Annotated in this window: 14 protein-coding genes, 2 tRNA genes and 2 rRNA genes; 13 read left to right on the top strand and 5 right to left on the bottom strand. The window is 38.3% G+C overall.

Going from position 1 to position 25,071, the window contains the following annotated elements; translation table 11 throughout:
* The first annotated feature begins 50 nt into the window (after positions 1 to 50).
* The 13 genes from rpsA (at position 51) to ABDJ41_RS10425 (ending at position 20,188) form a co-directional block, all read left to right on the top strand.
* On the top strand, positions 51 to 1,988 hold the full coding sequence (gene rpsA, locus ABDJ41_RS10485) for a 30S ribosomal protein S1 (protein WP_349785951.1): 1,938 nt from the start codon (positions 51 to 53) through the stop codon (positions 1,986 to 1,988).
* Between the two features lie 78 nt (positions 1,989 to 2,066).
* Positions 2,067 to 3,698, top strand: a complete 1,632-nt coding sequence (locus ABDJ41_RS10480) for a beta-N-acetylhexosaminidase (protein ID WP_349785950.1) — start codon at positions 2,067 to 2,069, stop codon at positions 3,696 to 3,698.
* A gap of 140 nt (positions 3,699 to 3,838) precedes the next feature.
* Complete coding sequence (gene pyrR, locus ABDJ41_RS10475) at positions 3,839 to 4,387, top strand: bifunctional pyr operon transcriptional regulator/uracil phosphoribosyltransferase PyrR (RefSeq protein WP_349785949.1); 549 nt, start codon at positions 3,839 to 3,841, stop codon at positions 4,385 to 4,387.
* A 1-nt stretch (position 4,388) separates the two neighbouring features.
* Positions 4,389 to 5,321 carry an aspartate carbamoyltransferase catalytic subunit gene (locus ABDJ41_RS10470; protein WP_349785948.1) on the top strand — a complete coding sequence of 311 codons (933 nt, stop codon included), beginning with the start codon at positions 4,389 to 4,391 and terminating at the stop codon, positions 5,319 to 5,321.
* A gap of 166 nt (positions 5,322 to 5,487) precedes the next feature.
* Complete coding sequence (locus tag ABDJ41_RS10465; protein ID WP_349785947.1) at positions 5,488 to 8,505, top strand: tetratricopeptide repeat protein; 3,018 nt, start codon at positions 5,488 to 5,490, stop codon at positions 8,503 to 8,505.
* A gap of 9 nt (positions 8,506 to 8,514) precedes the next feature.
* A complete protein-coding gene (locus tag ABDJ41_RS10460; protein WP_349785946.1) occupies positions 8,515 to 10,218 on the top strand; it encodes a TonB-dependent receptor in 1,704 nt (567 codons plus the stop codon).
* A 53-nt stretch (positions 10,219 to 10,271) separates the two neighbouring features.
* Positions 10,272 to 11,648: an HU domain-containing protein gene (locus tag ABDJ41_RS10455; RefSeq protein WP_349785945.1), complete on the top strand. Its 1,377-nt coding sequence runs from the start codon at positions 10,272 to 10,274 to the stop codon at positions 11,646 to 11,648.
* 2 nt (positions 11,649 to 11,650) lie between these two features.
* Positions 11,651 to 12,361 carry a MotA/TolQ/ExbB proton channel family protein gene (locus tag ABDJ41_RS10450; RefSeq protein WP_349785944.1) on the top strand — a complete coding sequence of 237 codons (711 nt, stop codon included), beginning with the start codon at positions 11,651 to 11,653 and terminating at the stop codon, positions 12,359 to 12,361.
* The gene (locus ABDJ41_RS10445; RefSeq protein WP_349785943.1) at positions 12,361 to 12,762 is read left to right on the top strand and encodes an ExbD/TolR family protein; all 402 of its coding nucleotides are present in this window, start codon (positions 12,361 to 12,363) and stop codon (positions 12,760 to 12,762) included. Before ABDJ41_RS10450 ends, ABDJ41_RS10445 begins: the two co-directional genes overlap by 1 nt.
* Positions 12,762 to 13,580 carry an energy transducer TonB gene (locus ABDJ41_RS10440; protein WP_349785942.1) on the top strand — a complete coding sequence of 273 codons (819 nt, stop codon included), beginning with the start codon at positions 12,762 to 12,764 and terminating at the stop codon, positions 13,578 to 13,580. Before ABDJ41_RS10445 ends, ABDJ41_RS10440 begins: the two co-directional genes overlap by 1 nt.
* Positions 13,581 to 14,867 carry a bifunctional folylpolyglutamate synthase/dihydrofolate synthase gene (locus tag ABDJ41_RS10435; RefSeq protein ID WP_349785941.1) on the top strand — a complete coding sequence of 429 codons (1,287 nt, stop codon included), beginning with the start codon at positions 13,581 to 13,583 and terminating at the stop codon, positions 14,865 to 14,867.
* A 123-nt stretch (positions 14,868 to 14,990) separates the two neighbouring features.
* Entirely contained in the window at positions 14,991 to 16,649 is a 1,659-nt protein-coding gene (gene pafA, locus ABDJ41_RS10430; protein ID WP_349785940.1) for an alkaline phosphatase PafA, read from the top strand.
* A gap of 146 nt (positions 16,650 to 16,795) precedes the next feature.
* A complete protein-coding gene (locus ABDJ41_RS10425; RefSeq protein WP_349785939.1) occupies positions 16,796 to 20,188 on the top strand; it encodes a methylmalonyl-CoA mutase family protein in 3,393 nt (1,130 codons plus the stop codon).
* A 68-nt stretch (positions 20,189 to 20,256) separates the two neighbouring features.
* Here ABDJ41_RS10425 and ABDJ41_RS10420 read toward each other — a convergent pair whose 3' ends face one another.
* The 5 genes from ABDJ41_RS10420 to ABDJ41_RS10400 form a co-directional block, all read right to left on the bottom strand.
* Positions 20,257 to 21,237, bottom strand: a complete 981-nt coding sequence (locus tag ABDJ41_RS10420) for an acyl-ACP desaturase (RefSeq protein WP_349785938.1) — start codon at positions 21,235 to 21,237, stop codon at positions 20,257 to 20,259.
* Positions 21,238 to 21,546: 309 nt separating this feature from the next.
* Positions 21,547 to 21,658, bottom strand: a 5S ribosomal RNA gene (rrf, locus tag ABDJ41_RS10415).
* 125 nt (positions 21,659 to 21,783) lie between these two features.
* Positions 21,784 to 24,664: ribosomal RNA gene (locus ABDJ41_RS10410) — 23S ribosomal RNA — on the bottom strand.
* 233 nt (positions 24,665 to 24,897) lie between these two features.
* Positions 24,898 to 24,974 (bottom strand) — tRNA-Ala (locus tag ABDJ41_RS10405).
* Positions 24,975 to 24,993: 19 nt separating this feature from the next.
* Positions 24,994 to 25,067 (bottom strand) — tRNA-Ile (locus tag ABDJ41_RS10400).
* Positions 25,068 to 25,071 lie beyond the last annotated feature (4 nt).

Raw genomic sequence — 25,071 nt, 5'->3', positions numbered from 1 at the left:
AATTATTTCTATCTTTGCCGTCCCTCACGGGAAAAGGAGATTTAATTTTAATGGCTAAAAAACAAGTAGCAGAAAAAGAACTAGAGGCTAAAACAGCCGAATTACAAGGCGCAGACGCTCGTCTGGCTGAGAAAGAAACCATTGAGTCAGAAGCTGATTCAGTGTCGATCGAACAGATCAAATCATCATTAGCAACTCCAGATCAAGATTTTGACTGGGATGCAGACGACAAAGCATTCGGAAATTACAGTGATGCAGACCGTAAGAAGTTTGAAGAAATGTATACCGATACTTTCAATCAAATCAACCAAGGTGAAATCATCAGTGGTACTGTTGTGTCAATCAACAACAAAGACGTAGTATTAAACGTAGGATTTAAGTCTGACGGTTTAGTTTCTACTTCAGAGTTCCGTGATACACCTGACTTGAAAGTTGGCGACAAAGTTGACGTTTTCGTGGAAGCCCCTGAAGATGCTAACGGCCAGTTAATTTTATCTCGTAAAAGAGCTAAAACCCAAAGATCATGGGAGTCTATTAATGAGGCTCTTGACAATGACAGAATCATCAACGGATTTGTTAAAAGCCGTACTAAAGGTGGTCTTATCGTTGACATCATGGGTGTTGAAGCTTTCTTACCTGGTTCTCAAATTGACATCAAACCTATCCGCGATTACGATGTATACGTGGGCAAAACAATGGAATTCAAAGTTGTTAAGATTAACCACGAATTTAAAAACGTAGTTGTATCTCATAAAATCCTTATCGAGGATGACTTAGAAAGCCAAAAAGTTGAAATCGTATCTAAACTTGAAAAAGGTCAGGTATTGGAAGGTACTGTTAAAAACATCACAGACTTCGGTGTATTCATCGATTTAGGTGGCGTAGACGGATTACTTCACATTACTGATATTTCTTGGGGCCGCATAGAGCATCCGAAAGAAGTATTGAGCTTAGATGAGAAAATCAATGTTGTAGTTCTTGACTTTGATGACGAGAAAAAACGTATTGCTTTAGGTTTAAAACAATTGACTCCACACCCTTGGGAATCTTTAGATGCTAATTTAGCTGTTGGTTCTAAAGTTAAAGGTAAAATTGTTACTGTAGCTGATTACGGTGCTTTCTTAGAAATCATTCCAGGCGTTGAAGGTTTAATCCACGTTTCAGAAATGTCGTGGTCACAAAACTTACGCAGCCCACAAGAGTTCTTGAAAGTTGGTGACGAAATCGAAGCTGAAGTTTTAACTTTGGACAGAGACGATCGCAAAATGAGCCTAGGTATCAAACAATTAACTCAAGATCCTTGGCAAAATGTTGCTGAAAGATATCCTATCGGAAGCAAACATACTGCTGTAGTTAAAAACATGACTAACTTCGGAGTATTTGTAGAAATCGAAGAAGGTATCGACGGATTAATCCATATCTCCGATCTTTCATGGTCTAAAAAAGTTAACCACCCTAACGAATTCACTAAAGTTGGTGATACATTAGACGTAGTTGTTTTAGAATTAGACGTTGAAAGCCGCAAATTAAGCTTAGGTCACAAACAATTAGAAGAAAACCCTTGGGATACTTTTGAAACTATCTTCACTTTAGATTCAATCCACCAGGGAACTGTTGTTAAAGTAACTGATAAAGGTGCTGTTATTGCTTTACCTTACGGTGTGGAAGGTTTCGTACCTACTAAACACATGGCTAAAGAAGATGGTAGTGCTATCAAAGCAGAAGAAACTAATGACTTCAAAATCATTGAGTTTAACAAAGATGCTAAACGTATCGTTGTTTCTCACGCCCGTATCTGGGAAGAGGCTAAAGCTGAAGCTGTTGCAGAAGAGCGTAACGCTAAGAAAAAAGAAGCTAAAGCTTCTAGCAGTGCAGTGAAAAAAGTTAAAGATTCAGTTGAAAAATCTACATTAGGTGATTTAGGTGTGCTTGCACAATTAAAACAACAAATGGAAGGTGAAGAAAACAAAGCTAAAAAAGGCGAGTAATCTTTAATACTTATATATTAAAAGCATCCCTGTTAGGGGATGCTTTTTTTTTGCCCCTCTTTTTCATTAATTTGCATCATGAAGAAATCATTGTTGCTATCTGTACTTATTATACTATTTACGAATATTGTAAGTGCTCAATTACCTGCCATCATTCCACAACCAGTGGAACTAAGAGCTGGAACATATCCTCAAGATAAATTTAAAATCGATAAACAAACAGTTATCTTGATTTCAAACAATACGTTAAAGCCATCTGCGACTTTCCTTGCCGACTATATTCTTAAATATTATAAACTAAACCTTAAAATAGTCAGCAATCTGGACTATGTAAAAAGTAGCAACTCAATCAACCTGGTTGTTAATCAAAAACTATATACAAATACAGATAAATATTTTGTTTCTGTATTGAAGAATCAACTCAATGCAGGAGCTGCCTCTCCACAAGGTATATTTTATGCAGTACAAACCATTATACAACTTTTACCTGTAAATCCACCTATTGCATCCTCGGTAATTATGATTCCTTCCGTCGACATCATAGATTACCCTCGATTTGCCTATCGTGGTATGCATCTGGATGTAAGCAGACACTTCTTTGATATAACATTTATAAAAAAATACATTGATTACCTGGCGCTACATAAACTCAACAACTTTCACTGGCACCTTACAGATGATCAGGGCTGGAGAATTGAGATTAAAAAGCATCCAAAACTTACAGCCATCAGTGCATGGAGAAACGGTACAATTATAGGATTGTATCCGGGAACCGGGAACGACGGCTTAAGATATGGTGGCTATTACACTCAGGAAGAAGTAAAAGAAGTTATTAAATATGCGGCAGACCGCTACATTAATATCATTCCTGAGATTGAAGTACCTGCGCATAGTATGGCAGTGCTAGCTGCTTATCCTGAGTTTGGGACTGAACCTACAAAAAAATATGAGGTTGCACAGACCTGGGGAATTTTCAACAGACTTAACAATGTATTTCAGCCTACTGAACCTACTTTCAAATTTCTGGAAGACGTACTGACAGAGATGATCGCACTCTTTCCCTCTCCTTACATTCATATTGGTGGAGACGAAGCTTCCAAACTTTGGTGGAAGCAATCAACCGTTTCACAAAAATTCATGAAAGATAACAAGCTGAAAGATGAAAGTGCACTGCAGAGCTACTTTATACACCGGATTGAAAAATTTGTGAACAGTAAAGGTAAAACCATTATTGGATGGGATGAGATTTTGGATGGCGGTCTCGCACCGAATGCGATAGTAATGAGTTGGAGAGGCGAAAAAGGAGGAATAGCCGCTGCAAAACAGAAACACAAGGTAATTATGACACCGGAAAACACGATGTATTTTAACCATAGCCAGTTTTTAAAAGATGATTCACTTACAGCCGCTAAGTATCTACCACTAAAAAATGTTTATGATTATGATCCTGTTCCTACTATATTAACTGCAAATGAAGCAAAATACATTTGGGGCGGACAAGCCAATTTATGGACTGAATACATTGCCAATCCAGCAAAAGTAGAATATATGCTGTTTCCTCGTTTGGACGCGCTCAGTGAAGTACTTTGGAGCCCTAAAGAAAAACGCAACTATACAGATTTTCAGAAAAGGCTAAAGACCCAATTTAAGCGTCACGATCTAATGGGAATTAATTATAGTAAACGCTACCTGAACAATTTATACCCCTAATTAATATTCATAATCTCATTTAAATATAAAGCATTTAAGCACAAGGCACTACATATACATTTTACAGCTTTTAAATTTAAAAGCGTTTTTATGTATTTAGGGTTACAAATTTTGGCTATATTTGCATAATCTTTTAGTCCATGCAAAAACGAACACTGCTAGACGGTCAAAAATTCCAGATCACAATTAAGCGACTTTGTCAACAATTAATTGAGAATCACAACGATTTTTCTAATGCTGTTTTAATTGGTATACAGCCACGTGGCAGTTATTTTGCCGATCGTGTAAAACATGAGCTTTCTCAAGTCTTGAACAACAGCACTATACAAAAAGGTAATTTAGATATTACATTTTTCAGAGATGATTTCAGACGGAAAGATGGCATCGTATCAGCAAACAGCAACACCATAGATTTTATTATTGAGGGTAAAAACGTAATCTTAATTGATGATGTACTATGGACTGGTCGGACAATCCGAGCGGCACTAGATGCATTACAGGCTTATGGCAGACCTGCAAAAGTAGAACTAATGGTACTTATTGACAGGCGTTTTTCAAGACATGTACCTATTGAACCAGATTATATCGGGCAACAAGTTGACACACTAGATTCTCAACAAGTGAGGGTAAGCTGGAAAGAGACAGAAGGAGAAGACAAAGTTATCTTAATATCAGAAAGCAATAAATAATATGGCAGTAGAAACATTATCAACCCGACATCTTTTAGGCATCAAAGATATTAACCGGAATGATATCGAACTTATCTTCGAAACTGCAGATAATTTTAAAGATGTAATTAACAGACCTATAAAAAAGGTCCCATCATTAAGAGACATCACCATTGCCAATATATTTTTCGAAAATTCAACCCGTACTAAACTATCTTTTGAACTGGCGGAGAAACGACTTTCTGCAGATATAATTAATTTTGCAGCATCATCTTCATCTGTAAGTAAGGGCGAAACACTAATCGATACCGTAAACAATATCCTGGCTATGAAAGTAGACATGGTGGTTATGCGTCATCCATATGCTGGTGCCGGACAATTTTTAAGTAAACACATTAAAGCCCAAATTGTAAATGCAGGAGATGGGGCCCATGAACACCCTACACAAGCATTACTAGACGCTTTTTCTATCCGTGAAAAGCTTGGCGATGTAGCAGGCAAAAAGGTTGTAATTGTGGGTGACATTCTACATTCAAGAGTTGCTATTTCTAATATCCTTTGTTTGCAAAAACTTGGTGCTGAAGTGATGGTATGCGGCCCAACAACCTTAATTCCTAAACATATTGAAAGCTTAGGAGTAAAAGTAGAACACAATCTAATCAAAGCATTGAACTGGTGTGATGTAGCTAATATGCTACGCATACAAATGGAACGTCAGGACATTAAATATTTCCCTTCTTTAAGAGAATATGCTATGATGTACGGGTTGAATAAACAGATTTTAGACAACCTCAATAAGGAAATCATTGTCATGCACCCTGGCCCAATAAACCGTGGAGTAGAGATTACAAGTGATGTGGCCGATAGTAAACAATCTATCATTCTTGACCAGGTAGAAAATGGTGTAGCTGTACGTATGGCAGTATTATACTTACTGGCTTCACAAAACGATTAAGAACTGCAAACCGGTCGACCCTTAATATGTCTATAAATATTTTTTAAGGATCAATACGAACTTTCTTTTATATCCGTTAAACCTGTGTTATCAACACATGTTAATTTCTTATGTTAATAAGACCCAATACTATATTTATATTAGTACCAACCATATTTGAAATCAGATGTCAAAAAAACACCTTTTTATTCCGCTACTGTTAGCAGGTGGCTTTACAGCTGCACATGCCCAAACAAGTGTACTAGTTAACCTGAACAAGAATTACCAAACCGGTTTGGAACTACTGGATAATGAGAAATATGTTGCAGCAGCACAACAATTCAGACTGGTTGAGCAGTTGAGACAAAAACCAGGCACACAATCTGAGAGCAATGCAGAACTATCTATGCTTAAGGAAAATGCTAAGTTCTATGCTGCTGTATGTGCCTTGGAATTGGGCAATAGAGACGCAGAAAGCCTGTTTCAAAACTTTATCAAAGATTACCCTTTAAATCCAAATACAAAACTTGCTTACTTCCATGTAGGTAAATCTTATTTTGATCAAAAAAACTACAAGAAAGCATTGGAATGGTTTGAAAAAACAGACCCCTCTACCCTTTCCGGAAAACAACGTTTAGAGTACCAATTTAAACAGGGATATGCTTATTTTGATCTTGGGGATATTGAAAAAGCTGAACCTTTATTTGAAACCGTAAAGAAAGAAAAGTCTCCATTTCAGGAAAGTGCAATTTACTATTTTGCCTATATCAATTACCTGAACAAGGAATATAAAACAGCACTGAACAACTTCGAAAAACTAAAAGGTTCTCCTACTTACGAAGCCAGTTATCCATACTACATTACTTCAATGTATTACCTGGATGAGCGTTACGATGATGTCCTTAACTATGCTATTCCAATCTTAAAAACATCAAAACAGCAATATGAAGCAGAAATGCTTAGTCTTATTGCAGCTTCATATTTTGCAAAATCTGATTATATAAATGCTGAAAAGTATTTCAGGGATTTTTATGCAAAGGATAAATCAAACAATAAAAACAATTTGTTTATTTACCAATATGGATATTCATTATTTGAATTAAAAAAATACAGTGAGTCTGTTAGTATACTTGAAAAACTGGATACCGATGATGTTTATCTGCAAAGTGGTATGTATACCCTTGGACGTTCTTTCCTTCAATTAAAAAATAAAGAGAAAGCAAGAAGCGCATTTTTCAGAGCATCCAGACTTGACTTCGACAAAACAGTACAAGAAGAAGCCTGGATTAACTATGCACGATTAAGTTACGAACTTGAGTTTAATCAACAGGCACTTGAAGCTACACAAAATTTCTTAAAGCAGTTTCCATCATCACGTAAAGTGAACGAAGCTAAAACACTCCTTGGTGAAATCCTGTTAACCAGTAAAAACTATCAGGCGGCAATTGACATTTTAGAACCTATACAGAACAAATCTGAAGAAGCTAAAGAGGCCTATCAGAAAGTAACTTATTTCAGAGGCTTGGAATTCTATAATGAAAGAGCATTTCCAAATGCGTTATCCATGTTCCTGAGATCTGAAAAATTCCCTCAGGATGAAGAAATCCTTGCTTTAAACACCTATTGGAAAGCAGAAGCAAGTTATGAGCTTAGAAAATTTGGTGAGGCAGTAAAGCATTTTGAAACTTTCCTTGATATGCCAGGCGCAAGTAAAACGGGTGTATATAACTTTGCTAATTATGCCCTTGCATATTCCGCATTTGAAGATGAGCGGTATAGTAAAGCTGCTAATTATTTTGAACGCTTTTTAAGGGGTAATGATAAAGATCAGAAAACCATAAACGATGCAACCATTAGATTAGCTGATTCCTATTTCGTTAATAAAAGCTATGGTAATGCACTTGCAAATTATAATAAGATTATAGGCAATAGGTCAACAGGTGAGGACTATGCATTGTTCCAACGTGGTATGATTCAGGGATTGGAAAATCAGAATGATGCAAAAATCGCTACCATGGAAAGTCTGCTTAAACAATTCCCAACGTCCAATTATGCAGATGATGCTGGTTTTGAAAGGGCTTATACTTATTTCAACAAAGGAGAACTTGATCAATCGAAATCAGACTTGATTAGTTTGGTAAGCCAGTATCCTAATAGTAGCTATGTACCACGTGCACTTGTTACTATAGGTTTGGTACAATACAACCAGGATCAGGATGATGCTGCACTAGAATCATTTAAAAAAGTGATCAGGGAATATGCGAGTACTGAAGAAGCAAAACAAGCATTAGAATCTATCAAAAACATTTATGTCGACAGAGGTGATTCGCAAGGGTTTATCAATTACGCCACTACTACTCCACTTGGTAATTATTCTGCTGCAGAACAAGACAATATTATTTTCCAGGGTGCTAATAATCTTTACCTGAAAGGTGATGCTAAGGGAGCGTTTGAAGCTGTAAATGCTTATTTTGATAAATTCCCTAAAGCTATCCATGATAAAGAAGCAAAGTTTATCAGAGCTGAATCATTGGTAAAACTTGGTCGACCAGATGAAGCTGTTGCTGATTATGAATACATCCTTAACGATTGGACAAGTGACTATACTGAACGCTCATTGGTAAGCATCTCCAAATTATTCCTGGATCAGAAAAAGTATAACGAAGCAATTGTATACCTAAAACGCCTGGAAACGACAGCAGATTATAAAGTACACTACACCTATGCACTAAACAACCTTTTGAAAGCATATAGTGAATTGAATATGCCAGATGATGTTTTAAAATATGTGCAATTGATCAAAGAATCTGATAAAGCTTCAGAAGAAGAGAAAAATAGCTCAGATCTGTATGCTGGAAAGGCTTACCTGGCAAAAGAAGATACTCCTCAAGCTTTAAAAGCGTTTAACAGTGTAGTTAGTAAAACTAAAACACTAGCTGCTGCAGAGGCAAAATATAATATTGCTTTGATCCAATATGGACAACATGAGTATAAAACATCAACAAAAACTTGTTTTGACCTGATCAACAATATGCCATCTTATGATTATTGGGTAGCTAAAGCATTTATATTACTGGCCGATAATTACGTTGCTTTGAAAGACAATTTACAGGCTAAGAGCACGCTATTAAGTATTATAGATAACTATGAAGGCAAGGATGATATTGTCCCTACTGCTAAAGCTAAATTGGAAAAAATTAAATAAGACCGTGAAATGAGATCGACCAGATTATTATATACAACCCTATTTTTTATTGCAGCAGGGACACTAAGTACCTTTGCGCAAGATCAGAAAACAACAGAGAAAAAAGCAGAAGAAAAAGCGGTTACAGAAGAGATTGAAGTAGTAAGACCTTACAAACCTGTTTTGGCAGAAGCAGTAAAGCTTAGGAGAAGTCCGGATTTGAATGATGTAAAAACATACAAAGCAAAATTCAATTATAAACTGACAGATAGAAAACTTGAGCTTAACTCAGATATCAATAAATTAAAGGCACAGCAACTGGCTGCTCAAAAAGAAGAAGAGTTGGTTAACAATTATGTTAAAGGTGCTTTGGGTTCTGCAAGTACAATTTTAGCGGAAGCATATGTTAATATTGGCAGAGATGAAGCTTTACAAGCAGGAGCCTTTTTTAAGCATTTCGGTCAATCAGGAAGCCTGAATAAACAAAACTATAATCAACAGCAACTGAGTGCTTTTGGTAGAAGTATAGGCGACCAGGTAACCCTTTCGGGAAAATTAAACTTTCAAAGACAAGGTTTTTACTTCTATGGGATAGATAAAACCAGGCCTACATTTAATACAGATCCGGCACGACAAGCATTGAGCTTTATTGAGGCTGAGGGTGAGATTGTAAATAAATTCACAGAAGATCCGGATGCATTAAGTTATGCAGCTAAATTGAATGGTTATCTCTGGAATGATCAGTATAAGGCAAAAGAGAGTTCAATAGTACTAAATGCCTATCTTAATAAACGTATCAGTAGTTTAAATCTGGGACTGGCGGGCTCGGTTGAATTTGGAAAGACCAAAGATGAACTGACTAGCTTCGGCAATAATCTTTTTAAACTGAATCCTTATATCAGACTACAAACAAATGGCATTAAAATTAATGCAGGAATAAACTTTGTTCAGGAGTTTGGGGCATTCTCATCGAGCAGGATTTTCCCTGCTGTAACTGCTGACTTTACATTAATACCTGATTACCTGCAGATTTTTGGAGAAGTTAAAGGTGATGTAAACCGTAACTCATTAAAGTTACTGACAGATGAAAATCAATTCTTAAACAGCAATATTGACATCCAGAATGCTATTGAGAAACTAAGCATCAGTGGTGGTATTAAAGGCACTGGTGGACCTGGTTTTGGCTATAAAGCAAGATTTTATCACAAACAAATTGAAAACATGCCATTATTTGTAAACAACTTTGTTGATTTTAACAAATTTGATGTGATTTACGATTTTGGTACTATGAAATTAACCGGTTTAGAAGGTGAAATTTCTGTACAGGTTAGTGACGCATTGAAGTGGACAGGTAAGCTGAACATTGAGGACTATAAACCTGCAGCTGAAACGCAAAGCTGGTTTAAACCAAAACTACGTGTCAGCTCTGATTTTATGTATGCTATAACCAAACAAATTACTTTAAATGCTGCAGTAGCTATTCAAGACGACAGCAAGGCTAAGATTTATACTGCTGCACCAGCTAATCCTTATCTTTTACCTGATTTAGCAAATGAACAGGTAGTTACTGTTAAAGGTTTTGTAGATCTTGGTGCTGGTGCAAGTTATAAAATCAATAATAAGTTTTCAGCCTTTATTAGAGCTAATAACTTGCTGGGTAAAAAATACAGCAAATATTTATACTATGACGCAATTGGAACAAATGTTTTTGGAGGAGTAGCTTACTCATTCTAATGCTTTTCAATTAATAATTGCTTGGTACGGAATTAAAATTTATTTTTACCAGAATGGATATCTTATCATACCTGACTACACTTATAAAAACCCATAAAGAAGTGGGAATTCCCGGATTGGGTACTATTTATAAAAAGAAATCTCCGGGGCGATATGATATTAATACGCATTCTTTTTTGCCTCCAAGTTATATTTTAAGCTTTACTTCAGATTTAAAGGAGCAGAGCTTATTAAGCGAATTCATCAGTAAGAATAAAAATATTTCAATTGATGCTTCTACATACTTTGTAGAGCAGTTTTCTCAAAATATTCTTGATGAACTTTCAGGTCATCAGGAATCTGATTTTGGTGATCTGGGGACATTCTCTACTGCTTCAGGTAGTCTTACTTTTATACCAAAACAAGATAGTAACCTGGGCTTTGATTTTTATGGTCTGCCTCAATTAAAGGCCGAGCCTGATACCGATAAGGTGAAAGTTCTTGAAGAACCTGTGCAGGAAGAAGCAGAAGTGGTTAAGTCTGAGGAATTGGAGGTGGTTGAAGAGGTACCAGAAAGAACAGAGACGCCAGAAACGGTGGAAGTTCCGATAGAAGAAGGCTCGCATGTAACAGAAGAACAACTTGAACTTGAGAACAACAATGCAGATTTAAGTGATGGGACGGAAGATCTTAATGCAAATGATGAACAGCCTGTATATGAAGAAATAACTGAAGTAGGACTTCCTCCTATAACAACAGCACCATCGCTTCCTGTTGTAGAAAAAACAGAGAATATTGTCGAAGATGTTATTGAGTCTCCAATTGCACAACCTGTTGAAGACATTGACAAGCCAGAGGAAGTTCATTTTTCACTTGATTATACCAGTTCAGAAAAAACAGGAATGCCCTCTTATTTAAAAGTAATTTTGGCATTAGTTATCCTGGCTGTACTTGCTGCAGTTTTATATTTGGCGAAACCAGATATTTTTGATAGTCTATTTAAGAAATCAACAGCAACACAGCAGCCTGTTATTGTTCCTGATAGCAAACCAGTTATTGAAAATGTTGAACAAGCCAGATTAGATTCTATAGCACAAGCAGATAGTCTAAGAATAAGTAATGAAAAAGCTATTCTTGCTGCTGATTCTGCAAGAGATTCAATGGCTAATGTTAAACCTGCGACAGTAGTGACTACTGAACCAACATTCACTTACGAAATTATAGCAGCTTCCCTACGCGATCAAAAGGAAGGAGATAAATTCCTTGCTGATATGAAAGCCAGAGGTATTCCTGCAAAGGTTGCTGATATGCCAGGTAGAAGAGTTAAAATAACGATCGGCTCTTTTACAAATGAGGAAGCAGCAAAAAAAGAACTTGAGGTCCTGAAGAAAACAACTAGAATTCCGGGCATTTATGTAATAAAAGTTAGACACACAAACAATCCTAAATAATTATGATCGCATTAATTCAAAGTGCCACTGATACCATTACCCAGCTTACTGATACCGCCAATGCCTTAAATCCAGGTGTTACAACAGCCCCTCCTGAATTACATTTTATAGACCTGTTATTAAAAGGAGGCTGGGTTATGCTTCCACTTGCATTTTTAGCTTTCCTTGGACTTGTAATTTTTGTAGAAAGATACCTGACTATCAGAAAAGTTTCAAAAACTGAATCTAACCTGATGCTTCAGATCAAACAATATATACATGAAGGAAGATTAGAAAATGCTATTGCACTATGCAGAAATAACAACTCCCCTTTAGCCAGAATGTTGGAAAAAGGGCTGAAACGTATTGGTCGTCCAATTAAAGATATTGAAGCTGCAATTGAAAATAATGGTAAACTAGAAGTATCTAAGCTTGAAAAAAACATTGGCATACTTGGTATCATCGCGGGTATCGCACCAATGCTTGGTTTCGTAGGAACGATTATTGGAGTTATTGCTATTTTTCACGATGTTTCTATTAAAGGAGCTATCGAAATCGGAACAATATCAGGTGGTCTATATACCAAAATGATCACTTCTGCAACCGGACTAATCATAGGTATCATTGCTTATGTATTGTACCATATCCTTAATATGATGGTAGAGCGTATCATTTTAAGAATGGAAACTGATTCAATTGAATTTATTGATTTATTAGAGGAGCCGGGTAAATAATGAATCTACGCAAAAGAAAAAAAGGAACAGTAGAGGTTCATACCTCTGCCCTGAATGACATCATGTTCTTTCTGCTGCTGTTTTTCCTGTTGGCTTCTGCCGTAGTTAACCCACAAGTAGTGAAATTGTTACTACCCAGATCTGAGTCAGGACAGCAATCTTCAGCACAAAAAACCGTTACAGTATCTATAGATGAGAAATTAAATTATTTTGTAGATAAACAAAAGGTTACACTTGATCAGATGCAAGCAACAGTGGAAAGTTACCAGAAAGCATCTCCAGATCTGACTATCGTACTTTATGTAGCAAGAGGTGTTTCTATTGAAAACACCATGCAGGTATTTGATGTAGCAAATAAATTAAAACTGAAAGTTGTACTAGCTGTAGAACCTAAGAAATAATGACCTATCCAAAAGAAGAAAATAATTATCCAAAGGCCTTAGCCATATCAACCGGAATTATGGCCGCGTTGCTGGCTCTTAGTTTTTTCATTGCTATCGGTACTTTTAAACCAGAAGTTGAAGCTGGTATGGGTGGTATGGTGGTTAACTATGGAACTTCTGTTGAAGGTATGGGAACTGATTATACCAGTATCGAGGAACCTTCAGCTGATCCAAATGCGAACAAACAAGCTCCGGATAAAGTTGTGGTAGAAGAACCTACTCCACAAACATCTACAGCGCAAAGCAGTGATAAGGAAATTGTAACACAAAGCACCGAAGATGCCGTAAGTGTCAAAACAAAATCTACAAAAAGCACATCTACTCCTGTTGCCACAGCAACAGAAACCAAGCCAGCCAAACCGGCTATCAACCAAAATGCTTTATATAAAGGTAAGGCAAATAAAGGTACTGGTGGTGGTGATGGCACAGGTACAACACCGGGTAATCAGGGAAGCGTTAACGGAGATCCACTTGCTAATAATTATGGTGAAGGTGGTTCTGGTTTTGGAGAAACACCAATCGCTTTAAGGAAGTTTACGAACTTAGTTATCCCACAAGACGATGGCCAACAAAGAGGTAGAATAGCAGTAAGAATAAAGATTAATAAAAACGGTATTGTTATTGATGCCACTCCAGGTGTAAAAGGGACTACATTAAGTGACCGCGAATTATGGCAAAAATGTAAAGATGCTGTAATGGGAGCCAGATTAACACAATCGGAATCGGCCCCTGATGTTCAGATAGGTGTAGTGGTTTTCAACTTTAAAGTGAAATAATTGAATTACAACGAATCCATAGATTACTTATACAGCAAGCTGCCAATGTTTACACGCATTGGCGCTGTTGCTTTTAAAAAAGATCTGCACAATACAATCGCCTTGTGCGAAAACCTTGGAAATCCGCAGAACAAATTTAAATCTATCCATGTTGGTGGTACAAATGGCAAAGGATCAACATCTCATATGCTGGCCGCCATTTTTCAGGAAGCGGGATATAAAACAGGCCTATATACTTCTCCTCACCTTAAAGATTTTAGAGAACGTATCCGTATAAACGGAGAAATGATCTCCAAAACCTTCGTTACTGATTTTATAAATCAACAGCGAACAATCATTGAAGAAGTTAGTCCATCTTTCTTTGAAGCTACTGTTGCCATGGCTTTTTCTTTCTTTGCCGAAGAAAAAGTGGACATTGCTATTATAGAAGTTGGTTTAGGTGGTCGACTCGATTCTACTAACATCATTATTCCTGAGTTATCTGTAATTACCAATATCAGTTTGGATCATACCAATATATTAGGAGATACACTTGCTGAGATTGCTACGGAGAAAGCAGGAATTATTAAATCCGGAATACCTGTTGTAATTGGCGAAAAACAAGAGGAAGTTGCAGCTATTTTCATTGAAAAAGCCAAAGAGAAAAATAGCCAGATTACTTTTGCTGACCAGAAATTACATACCGATCATTCCATAAGAAATAAAGAATATCTGAACACTTCTATATATAAAGGGCCAACTATACTTTATAATAACCTTGAACTTGATCTCAATGGCTTTTATCAGTTAAAGAATGTACTTACGGTATTAGAGTCTGTATTCCTTTTACAAAGTAAAGGCTATTCAATATCTGATGACCATATCTATGCCGCCTTAAAAAATGTTAAAGTACTAACAGGTTTACAAGGCAGGTGGCAAAAATTAAGCGAACAGCCGCTTATCATTTGTGACACCGGGCACAATATTTCCGGCATCACAGAGGTAATGCAAAACATCCACAAAACCGAGCATAATCAACTTCATTTGGTTATTGGAATGGTAAAAGATAAAGATATAAGTGGCGTCCTCGCACTTCTGCCAAAAAATGCAACTTACTACTTTTGCCAGCCGCAATTAGAAAGAGCCTTACCAGCATCAGAGTTAGCACAAAAAGCCAAAGAACATCGTTTAAATGGACAGTTTTTCGACTCAGTTGGTCTGGCTATTCAGGCAGCAAAAGAAAATGCGACAAAAGATGACCTGATCTTTATTGGGGGAAGCACATTTGTAGTTGCTGAAGCTTTATAGTAGCTAAAAGATAACAAACGTTACTTATAGTTTCTTAAATTTTCTTACAAAAAATAAAGCTGAAAGTTTCATAAGCTTATAAAAAACAATAAATTAGCTTATCTAAACACAGAACAACACACAATGAGAAAAATTTATTTAGTATTTGCCGCACTAATCCTGGTCGGCCAGGTATCTGTTGCGCAACAAAAAACAACTAAAGCAAAAGTATCCTCTGAGGGAGTAAAAAGACCAAAAATTGTAGTAGGATTGATCATAGATCAAATGAGATGGGATTATCTTTATAGATATGCAGATAGATATTCGACTGGAGGTTTTAAAAGATTAGTCAATGAGGGCTTTTCTGCTGAGAATACCTTAATCCCTTATACACCAACTATCACAGCATGTGGGCACTCTAGTATTTATACTGGCGCAACACCTGGCATCAACGGAATAATAGCAAACGAATGGTATGACAGGAAATTAAAAAGAAATATGTATTGTGCTGAAGATTCCACCGTTACATCAGTTGGGAGCAGTACAAGAGCAGGTGTAATGTCCCCAAAAAACATGCTGACCACAACCATTACAGATCAGCTTCGCTTAGCTACGAATTTTAAAAGTAAAGTAATAGGCGTTTCTCTTAAAGATCGCGGATCTATTTTACCTGCAGGACATTCAGCTAATGCCGCTTATTGGTTTGATGGACAAACTGGAGACTGGATTTCCAGTACATATTATATGAAAGAACTACCTGCATGGCTTCAGGATTATAACAAACAAAAACCTGCCGACAAGTTTTATGCACAAAACTGGAATACCCTATATCCTATTGATAGTTATACACAAAGTACAGCCGATAATAAGCCTTACGAAAGGAAAACAAGAGGAGAAGAGACGCCAACTTTTCCCCATCCTTTAAAACTTTATGCAGGTAAAAACTATGAAATCATTAAAAGTACTCCTCACGGAAATACAATGACTCTTGATCTGGCCAAGCTAGCTATTTCAGCAGAAAAAATGGGGCAAGGTAATGCAACTGACTTTTTAGCAGTAAGCTGCTCATCAACAGACTATGTGGGGCATCAATATGGTCCAAACTCTGTTGAGGCAGAAGATACTTACCTTAGACTGGACAAAGAGCTGGAAAGTTTTTTTAATTATCTGGACAGTAAATTCGGTAAAGGCAATTACTTGTTTTTCCTTTCTGCTGATCATGGTGCAGCTCATGTCGCTGGTTTCATGACGGAAAACAAATTACCTGGAGGTCCATTTAGTGAAGGCCCGGTAATTAAACGTATAAATACAGCAATTGAGAAAGAATTTAATATCAAAAAAGCAGTTGAATCTTCTGGTAATGGTCAGCTATATTTTGATCGCAATGCTATAAAAGCAGCTAAAGCTGATTTTGATGCAATAAAAGCATTAGCTATAGACCTTTTAAGAGAACAGGATGAGGTTTTTGATGCAGTAGATTTAAGTAAACTAGCTACAACAACTTTACCTGAACAGATTAAGAAATCACTGACTTATGGATATTACCAGGGAAGAAGTGGTGATGTTTATTATATTTTGAAATCCAACTATTATAGTGGAGGCAAAACTGGAACTACTCATGGTGCTTGGGCACCGTATGATTCACATATTCCATGCGTGTTTATGGGCTGGAATGTTAAACCTGGAAAAACAAATAAGCAACATTACATGACCGATATAGCAGCAACACTAGCAGCTATGTTACACATACAAATGCCGAGCGGCTGTATTGGCGAACCCATTACAGAACTTACACATCAGTAAAATAATAGTTTAACCCTATACAAAGGCTGTTCTGAAACAAAAACCAGAGCAGCTTTTTGTTTTATAGTGCTTGTAATTGTAAAGCCCATTTTTACCTCCCTCCTCTCAGTTTTTGTTACCTTTGTATACCGATTATAAAACCTACTATGGAGCAAATTCAAATCTATAAACCCAAACATAAAATCCGTTTTGTTACAGCTGCTGCACTTTTTGATGGGCATGATGCAACAATAAACATTATGCGCCGTATCCTTCAATCATCGGGAGCCGAAGTGATACACTTAGGGCATAACAGATCGGTTGATGAGGTTGTAAACTGTGCAATTCAGGAAGATGTACAGGGCATAGCAATGACATCCTATCAAGGTGGGCACATCGAATATTTTAAGTATATGTACGACTTGTTAAAGGAACGCGGCGCTACACATATCAAAATATTTGGTGGCGGTGGTGGTGTAATACTTCCTTCAGAAATCGCTGAACTACACGATTATGGTATTACAAGAATATATTCTCCAGATGATGGTCGAAAAATGGGTTTGCAAGGTATGATTAATAATATGCTGGAGCAAACTGACTATATTACGGTTAAATCTCTTAATGGGGAACTGAAATCAATACCAGAAAAAAATATTAAAAGCATTGCTTCGGCCATTACAGTAGCAGAAAATGACCCAGAAGCTGCACAACAGTTTGTTGATAAATTAAAAGAACTAACATTAAGCAATCAGGCACCTGTTTTAGGTATTACCGGAACTGGTGGGTCTGGTAAATCATCTCTTGTAGATGAATTGGTCAGACGCTTTTTAATAGAAGTTAAAGATAAAACGCTTGCGATTATATCTGTAGACCCATCCAAACGTAAAACTGGAGGGGCATTATTAGGGGATCGTATTCGCATGAACGCGATTAACAACAATAGGGTGTACATGAGATCACTGGCCACAAGACAGGCCAATCTTGCTTTGTCTAAAAACGTACAGGAAAGCATTGATATCTGTAAAGCGGCCGGATATGACCTCATCATTGTAGAAACATCAGGAATTGGACAATCTGATACTGAAATCACAGAACACTGTGATGTTTCTCTATATGTTATGACTCCAGAATTCGGTGCAGCTACACAATTGGAAAAAATAGATATGCTGGATTTTGCCGATCTGGTAGCCATCAACAAATTCGATAAAAGAGGTGCTTTAGATGCGTTAAGAGATGTGCGTAAGCAATATAAACGCAACCACAATTTATTTGATGCCAAAGACGAAAACATTCCTGTATTTGGTACTATGGCTTCGCAGTTCAATGATCCTGGCATGAATAATCTTTTCAGCGCATTAATGGATAAGATCGAAGAAAAAACAGGTGTTAAGTTCGATGCGCAAATGGAACTCACTACAGAGCAGTCAGAGAAAATCTATATTATTCCACCTGACAGGATCAGATACCTCGCAGAAATTGCAGAATCTAGTCAGACATATAACGAATGGGTCGAAAAACAAAGTAGTATTGCCCGCAAACTTTACCAGCTTCAAGGGATTATTGATTTATCAAGAGACGAGAAAGCGACTAAAGATTTGCAAGTGGGAAATACACTCACCAAACCTCTTGAGGATATTTACAATCACATTGAAGAACAATTGGACGGTGATTGTAAACGCTTACTTAGACAATGGCCTGAAACTAAAATCAAATACAAACAAGAACATTTCATTTATAAAGTGCGTGATAAAGAAATCAAACAACCTTTATTTTATGAATCATTATCTAAATTACAGATACCTAAAGTATCGCTTCCCCGTTATGAAGATTGGGGAGATATCTTACGCTGGCTTTTAACTGAAAATGTTCCCGGAGAATTTCCATATGCAGCTGGTGTATTCCCATTAAAACGTGATGGTGAAGATCCTACAAGAATGTTTGCTGGAGAAGGAGGTCCTGAAAGAACCAACAAGAGATTTCATTATGTGTCCTTAGGTCAGCCAGCACACCGTTTATCTACCGCATTCGACTCAGTTACGCTTTATGGTGAAGATCCTCACATCAGACCAGATATCTATGGAAAAATAGGTAACTCTGGTGTAAGTATCGCTACGATTGATGATGCTAAAAAGCTATACTCAGGTTTTGATCTTTGTGCAGCATCAACATCTGTTTCCATGACCATAAATGGTCCAGCTCCTATGCTATTGGGCTTTTTCATGAATGCTGCTATAGATCAGCAATGTGAAAAATATATTATAGAAAATGGGCTTGAAAAAGAGGTAGATGAAAAAATAAACAAGATTTATAAGGCAAAAGGTCAGAAAAGACCTACCTATAATGGCAATTTACCAGAAGGTAATAACGGATTAGGTCTAATGCTATTGGGTATTACTGGTGACCAGGTATTGCCTCCTGATGTATATTCGAAAATTGCAGCATATGCCATCAGCACAGTTCGTGGAACGGTACAGGCTGATATATTAAAAGAAGATCAGGCTCAAAACACATGCATATTTTCCACAGAATTTGCACTGAGGATGATGGGCGATATTCAAAGCTATTTCATTAAACAAAAAGTTCGCAACTTCTATTCTGTATCCATCTCTGGATATCATATTGCAGAAGCAGGTGCAAATCCTATATCTCAACTTGCTTTTACCTTAAGTAATGGTTTCACCTTTGTTGAATATTATTTAAGCAGGGGGATGAACATTGATGATTTTGCTCCTAACCTATCTTTTTTCTTCTCTAATGGCATAGATCCAGAGTATTCAGTAATTGGCCGGGTAGCGCGTCGTATATGGGCTAAAGCGATTAAAAACAAGTATAAAGGGAACGACAGATCTCAGAAACTAAAATATCATATCCAAACTTCCGGACGTTCATTACATGCTCAGGAAATTGACTTTAATGATATACGTACTACATTACAGGCTTTATATGCAATATACGACAATTGTAATTCACTTCATACCAATGCTTATGATGAAGCCATTACTACACCTACCGAAGAATCTGTACGTAGAGCTATGGCTATACAACTCATCATAAATCGTGAATTAGGGCTTGCTAAGAACGAAAACCCATTGCAAGGTGCTTTTATCATCGAAGACCTTACAGATCTTGTAGAAGAAGCTGTATTGCTTGAATTTAAGCGAATAAATGACAGAGGTGGTGTTCTGGGTGCAATGGAAACTATGTATCAACGTGGTAAAATCCAGGAAGAAAGTCTTTATTACGAAACTTTAAAACACACTGGCCAATATCCAATAGTTGGCGTAAATACATTCCTGAATAAAAATGGCTCACCGACAATAGTTCCGGGAGAAGTAATCCGTGCAACCGAAGAAGAAAAAGAATACCAGATAACAGCATTAAAACTATTCCAGGATAGAAATGCAGACAAATCTGAAACTGCCCTAAAGAACTTACAAAAATCAGCTATTGCCGGAGATAATATCTTTGAGCAGCTTATGGAGGTATGTAAAATATGTTCTTTAGGACAAATCTCCAATGCCTTATATGAGGTAGGTGGACAATACCGCAGGAATATGTAAAGGAATACTACAATAAAAAGAAAGCCCGGATGTAAATATCCGGGCTTTCTTTTTATATCTATATTTTGTTAAGCATGTATCCAGCTAAACTTATAATCCATAGTTGGTGCTTTCATACGTTCAGCAACACGTAACAAACGTGCTGGAAGTGCCATGATGTAATCACGTGCTTTTTCACCAGCATCATTTAAATCTCTCATACTATCCAATTTCCACTCTTCAATCAACTGCTGCATAATCTCTACATAGTCAATAGCAGTGTAAACACCTAGTCGTTGTGCAGCATCAGTAAAATGTCCAAAAGTTTGACCTATTTTCATTCCCATTTCACGAAGAAAATGAGCAGGCATAACAATCTTCTGACGCATCATATCTTCAAAAGCAACCATAGCTTCATTCGGATCTACTTTAAAAATCTGAGTCATAAAATCCTTATAAGCTTTTGCATGACGCGCTTCATCAGAAGCTATCACACCACACATTTTAGACAATAATGTATCACCATCTTTTTTAGCTAATGATGCTACTCGTCTATGCGATATATTAGTTGCCAATTCCTGGAAACTAGTATAAATAAAATTTCTATAAGGATCATGACCAGTACCTATATCAAATCCATCAGCAATTAAATATTGCGTAGAAATTTCCATTTGACGCATATCAACTCTACCAGAAAGGTAAAGGTATTTGTTTAATAAATCACCATGTCTATTCTCTTCTGCAGTCCAGTGACGATTCCATCTCATCCATCCACCATCTTCCCTACGGCTTACACCTTCTACCATGGCTAACCATGATTCATACGTTGGCAAGGCTTCTTCGGTGATTGTATCTCCAATTAAAACAGCTACTAGATCATAAGAAAGATCATTTGCTTTCTCACGTAGTGCTTTTATATCCTGGAAAAATGTATCGCTAGTCGAATCAGGCAAAAAATCAGATGGCTGCCAATTTGTATCAATCGGTTTTAAGTATGTATCCATCATTTCCAGCATATAACCTTCAATGTGTACCATCACTTCCCCTCTTTTCTCTGCGAAAAAACTCATTATTTTATAATTTAATTTTGTATCAAAGATAACCAAAAAATGCACAAAATCTGTGATGAGTATCACTAATTCACAATTTAGTACTATATAATTACAAAAAATAAGTCAAAGAATTGGTTTGGATATGACAGATCGAAACAGCTTAGTTTAAGAGAACAGAAAAAATGTCTTTAAACCCATACTCGATAATCAAAGTAGTCAACAAAAATGAAGGTGTTGATATCATGAAAAAAACTTAAAAAAATCATGCGATTAAAAATTGCCATTAACAAGAAAAGCCTTTCAGTAAACTGAAAGGCTTTCTTTAAGATTTGGCACCGACCTACTCTCCCACGTGTTACCGCAGTACCATCGGCTCTGGTGGGCTTAACTTCTCTGTTCGGAATGGGAAGAGGTGGACACCACCGATATAGGCACCTAAATATTTTTAAATATTTAGTGATATATCTCATAATATCCTTGCGGTATATTATGGCTATTGTTACTAAACAAGTGACATATTATTGAAAGAAGTTAAGTTAGGAAGAACAAACAACAGTTTACTGCTCTTGAAAGCTTCGGATGATTAGTATTACTCGACTTTGATGTCACCATCTTTACATCTGTAACCTATCAACGTAGTAGTCTGCTACGGTCCTATATGGAATTCTCATCTCGTGGCTAGTTTCGCACTTAGATGCTTTCAGCGCTTATCTATTCCCAGCGTAGCTACTCTGCAATGCCCCTGGCGGAACAACAGATTCACTAGAGGCTAGTCCAACCCGGTCCTCTCGTACTAAGGTCAGCCCCACTCAAAATTCCTACGCCCACAACAGATAGGGACCGAACTGTCTCGCGACGTTCTGAACCCAGCTCGCGTGCCACTTTAATCGGCGAACAGCCGAACCCTTGGGACCTTCTCCAGCCCCAGGATGTGACGAGCCGACATCGAGGTGCCAAACCTCCCCGTCGATATGAGCTCTTGGGGGAGATCAGCCTGTTATCCCCAGCGTACCTTTTATCCTTTGAGCGATGGCCCTTCCATGCAGAACCACCGGATCACTATATCCGTCTTTCGACCCTGCTCGGCTTGTTTGCCTCACAGTCAAGCAAGCTTATGCTATTGCACTCCTCATACGGTTACCAAGCGTATTGAGCTTACCTTTGAAAGCCTCCGTTACCTTTTTGGAGGCGACCACCCCAGTCAAACTACCCATCAAACAATGTCCTTCACTAAGTGAAGTTAGACATCGAATACAGAAAGGGTGGTATTTCAACGTTGACTCCATGACGCCTAGCGACGCCACTTCACAGTCTCCCACCTATCCTACACATCCTGCATCCAATGTCAATGTTAAATTGTAGTGAAGGTGCATGGGGTCTTTCCGTCCCGTTGCGGGTACCCGGCGTCTTCACCGGGACCACAATTTCACCGAGCTCATGGCTGAGACAGCGCCCAGATCGTTACACCATTCGTGCAGGTCGGAACTTACCCGACAAGGAATTTCGCTACCTTAGGACCGTTATAGTTACGGCCGCCGTTTACTGGGGCTTCGATTCAATGCTTCTCCGTGAGGATGACATCCCCTCTTAACCTTCCAGCACCGGGCAGGTGTCAGGCCTTATACTTCATCTTTCGATTTTGCAAAGCCATGTGTTTTTGTTAAACAGTCGCCTGGGCCATTTCACTGCGGCTGATATTGCTACCAGCGCCCCTTCTCCCGAAGTTACAGGGCCATTTTGCCGAGTTCCTTAGCCATGAATCACTCGAGCGCCTTAGAATTCTCTTCCCGGATACCTGTGTCGGTTTGCGGTACGGGTTTTTATAACCTGAAGCTTAGCGGTTTTTCTTGGAAGTCTGATTACCTGCACTATCCACGCCCCCGAAGGTTTGCGGTACTATCGGCCTTCAGCAAGACCGGCGGATTTGCCTACCAGTCCTATACCTACAGCCTTCAACGATCTATTCCGTCAGATCGCGGCAGTGTCACTACTCCGTCCCCACATCGCAGTTATAAAAAGTACGGGAATATTAACCCGTTGTCCATCGAATATCCCTTTCGGGTTCTCCTTAGGCCCCGACTAACCCTGATCCGATTAGCGTTGATCAGGAAACCTTATCCTTTCGGCGGGCAGGTTTCTCGCCTGCCTTATCGTTACTTATGCCTACATTTGCTTTTCCAGAAGCTCCAGCAAAACTTACGTCATACCTTCGCTGCCGCTGGAATGCTCCCCTACCGTAATATTTACACATTACCCATAGCTTCGGTGTACAATTTTATGCCCGTTTATTATCCATGCCCGATCGCTCGACTAGTGAGCTGTTACGCACTCTTTAAATGAATGGCTGCTTCCAAGCCAACATCCTAGCTGTCTATGCAATCGGACCTCGTTAGTTCAACTTAACTGTAACTTGGGGACCTTAGCTGATGGTCTGGGTTCTTTCCCTCTCGGCGCGTGACCTTAGCACCCCGCGCCTCACTGCCGTGTATATTAAATAGCATTCGGAGTTTGTCTGGATTTGGTAGGATTTGACTCCCCCGCACCCAATCAGTAGCTCTACCTCTATTTAACTTCACCACGACGCTGTTCCTAAAAACATTTCGGGGAGTACGAGCTATTTCCCAGTTTGATTAGCCTTTCACCCCTACCCACAGATCATCCGGAAACTTTTCAACGTTTATCGGTTCGGTCCTCCAGTACGTGTTACCGCACCTTCAACCTGTCCATGGGTAGATCACAAGGTTTCGCGTCTACCTCCCCTGACTATACGCCCTATTCAGACTCGCTTTCGCTTCGGATCCGTGTCTGAAACACTTAACCTTGCCAGAGAAGAGTAACTCGTAGGCTCATTATGCAAAAGGCACGCCGTCACGCCACCTGGACGCTCCGACCGCTTGTAAGCACACAGTTTCAGGTTCTATTTCACTCCCCTGTTCGGGGTTCTTTTCACCTTTCCCTCACGGTACTGGTTCACTATCGGTCTCTCAGGAGTATTTAGCCTTACCGGATGGTGCCGGCAGATTCCTACAAGGCGTCTCCGACCTCGCAGTACTCAGGATACTACTAGACTAATGGTACTTACGTGTACGAGGCTATCACTCTTTATCGCCAGGCTTCCCATCCTGTTCCACTTCATTGCATTATAATCTTATCGTAGTCCTACAACCCCACATTTGCCGTAACAAATATGGTTTGGGCTCTTTCCCGTTCGCTCGCCACTACTTAGGAAATCATTATTATTTTCTCTTCCTCTGCTTACTTAGATGTTTCAGTTCGGCAGGTTTGCGTACATTGTACGACTAGTCTTCAACTAGCCAGGTTTCCCCATTCAGAAATCTTCGGATCAATTCATATTTGCTAATCCCCGAAGCTTATCGCAGCTTATCACGTCTTTCATCGCCTCTGAGAGCCAAGGCATCCCCTGTGTGCTCTTAATTACTTTCTTCTCTCCATACCCTTTTGCGCATATGGAAATGCTTTTTTGATTGTTGTTAAATCGTCAGTCAGTTTGTAGTAATTGCTTACTGCATTCTTTCCTTCGACCAAACAACGTCTCTATTGTTGTTTGCTCTTCTTTTTTAACTTCTTCCAATATGTCAAAGAACTGTTCTATCCCGGAGTACATTCCTATACAGGTTTGTTCCCTATTTCTGTGCCTTTTGTATTAAGCACCGGTGATGGTGGAGAATAACGGAGTCGAACCGTTGACCTCCTGCGTGCAAGGCAGGCGCTCTAGCCAGCTGAGCTAATCCCCCTTAAGATTATACCTTAATGTAGTCCCGAGCAGATTTGAACTGCTGACCCCTACATTATCAGTGTAGTGCTCTAACCAACTGAGCTACGGGACTAAAT

The sequence above is a fragment of the Pedobacter sp. ASV1-7 genome (assembly GCF_040203335.1).
Taxonomy (GTDB): domain Bacteria; phylum Bacteroidota; class Bacteroidia; order Sphingobacteriales; family Sphingobacteriaceae; genus Pedobacter.
The sequence above is the reverse complement of the archived record's forward strand: the minus strand, read 5'-3'. Positions and strand labels throughout refer to the sequence as shown.

Bases quoted from the DNA above. Each gene is read 5' to 3' on its own strand.
- rpsA (WP_349785951.1), top strand. From the start codon at position 51: ATGGCTAAAAAACAAGTAGCAGAAAAAGAACTAGAGGCTAAAACAGCC.
- ABDJ41_RS10480 (WP_349785950.1), top strand. From the start codon at position 2,067: ATGAAGAAATCATTGTTGCTATCTGTACTTATTATACTATTTACGAAT.
- pyrR (WP_349785949.1), top strand. From the start codon at position 3,839: ATGCAAAAACGAACACTGCTAGACGGTCAAAAATTCCAGATCACAATT.
- ABDJ41_RS10470 (WP_349785948.1), top strand. From the start codon at position 4,389: ATGGCAGTAGAAACATTATCAACCCGACATCTTTTAGGCATCAAAGAT.
- ABDJ41_RS10465 (WP_349785947.1), top strand. From the start codon at position 5,488: ATGTCAAAAAAACACCTTTTTATTCCGCTACTGTTAGCAGGTGGCTTT.
- ABDJ41_RS10460 (WP_349785946.1), top strand. From the start codon at position 8,515: ATGAGATCGACCAGATTATTATATACAACCCTATTTTTTATTGCAGCA.
- ABDJ41_RS10455 (WP_349785945.1), top strand. From the start codon at position 10,272: ATGGATATCTTATCATACCTGACTACACTTATAAAAACCCATAAAGAA.
- ABDJ41_RS10450 (WP_349785944.1), top strand. From the start codon at position 11,651: ATGATCGCATTAATTCAAAGTGCCACTGATACCATTACCCAGCTTACT.
- ABDJ41_RS10445 (WP_349785943.1), top strand. From the start codon at position 12,361: ATGAATCTACGCAAAAGAAAAAAAGGAACAGTAGAGGTTCATACCTCT.
- ABDJ41_RS10440 (WP_349785942.1), top strand. From the start codon at position 12,762: ATGACCTATCCAAAAGAAGAAAATAATTATCCAAAGGCCTTAGCCATA.
- pafA (WP_349785940.1), top strand. From the start codon at position 14,991: ATGAGAAAAATTTATTTAGTATTTGCCGCACTAATCCTGGTCGGCCAG.
- ABDJ41_RS10425 (WP_349785939.1), top strand. From the start codon at position 16,796: ATGGAGCAAATTCAAATCTATAAACCCAAACATAAAATCCGTTTTGTT.
- ABDJ41_RS10420 (WP_349785938.1), bottom strand. From the start codon at position 21,237: ATGAGTTTTTTCGCAGAGAAAAGAGGGGAAGTGATGGTACACATTGAA.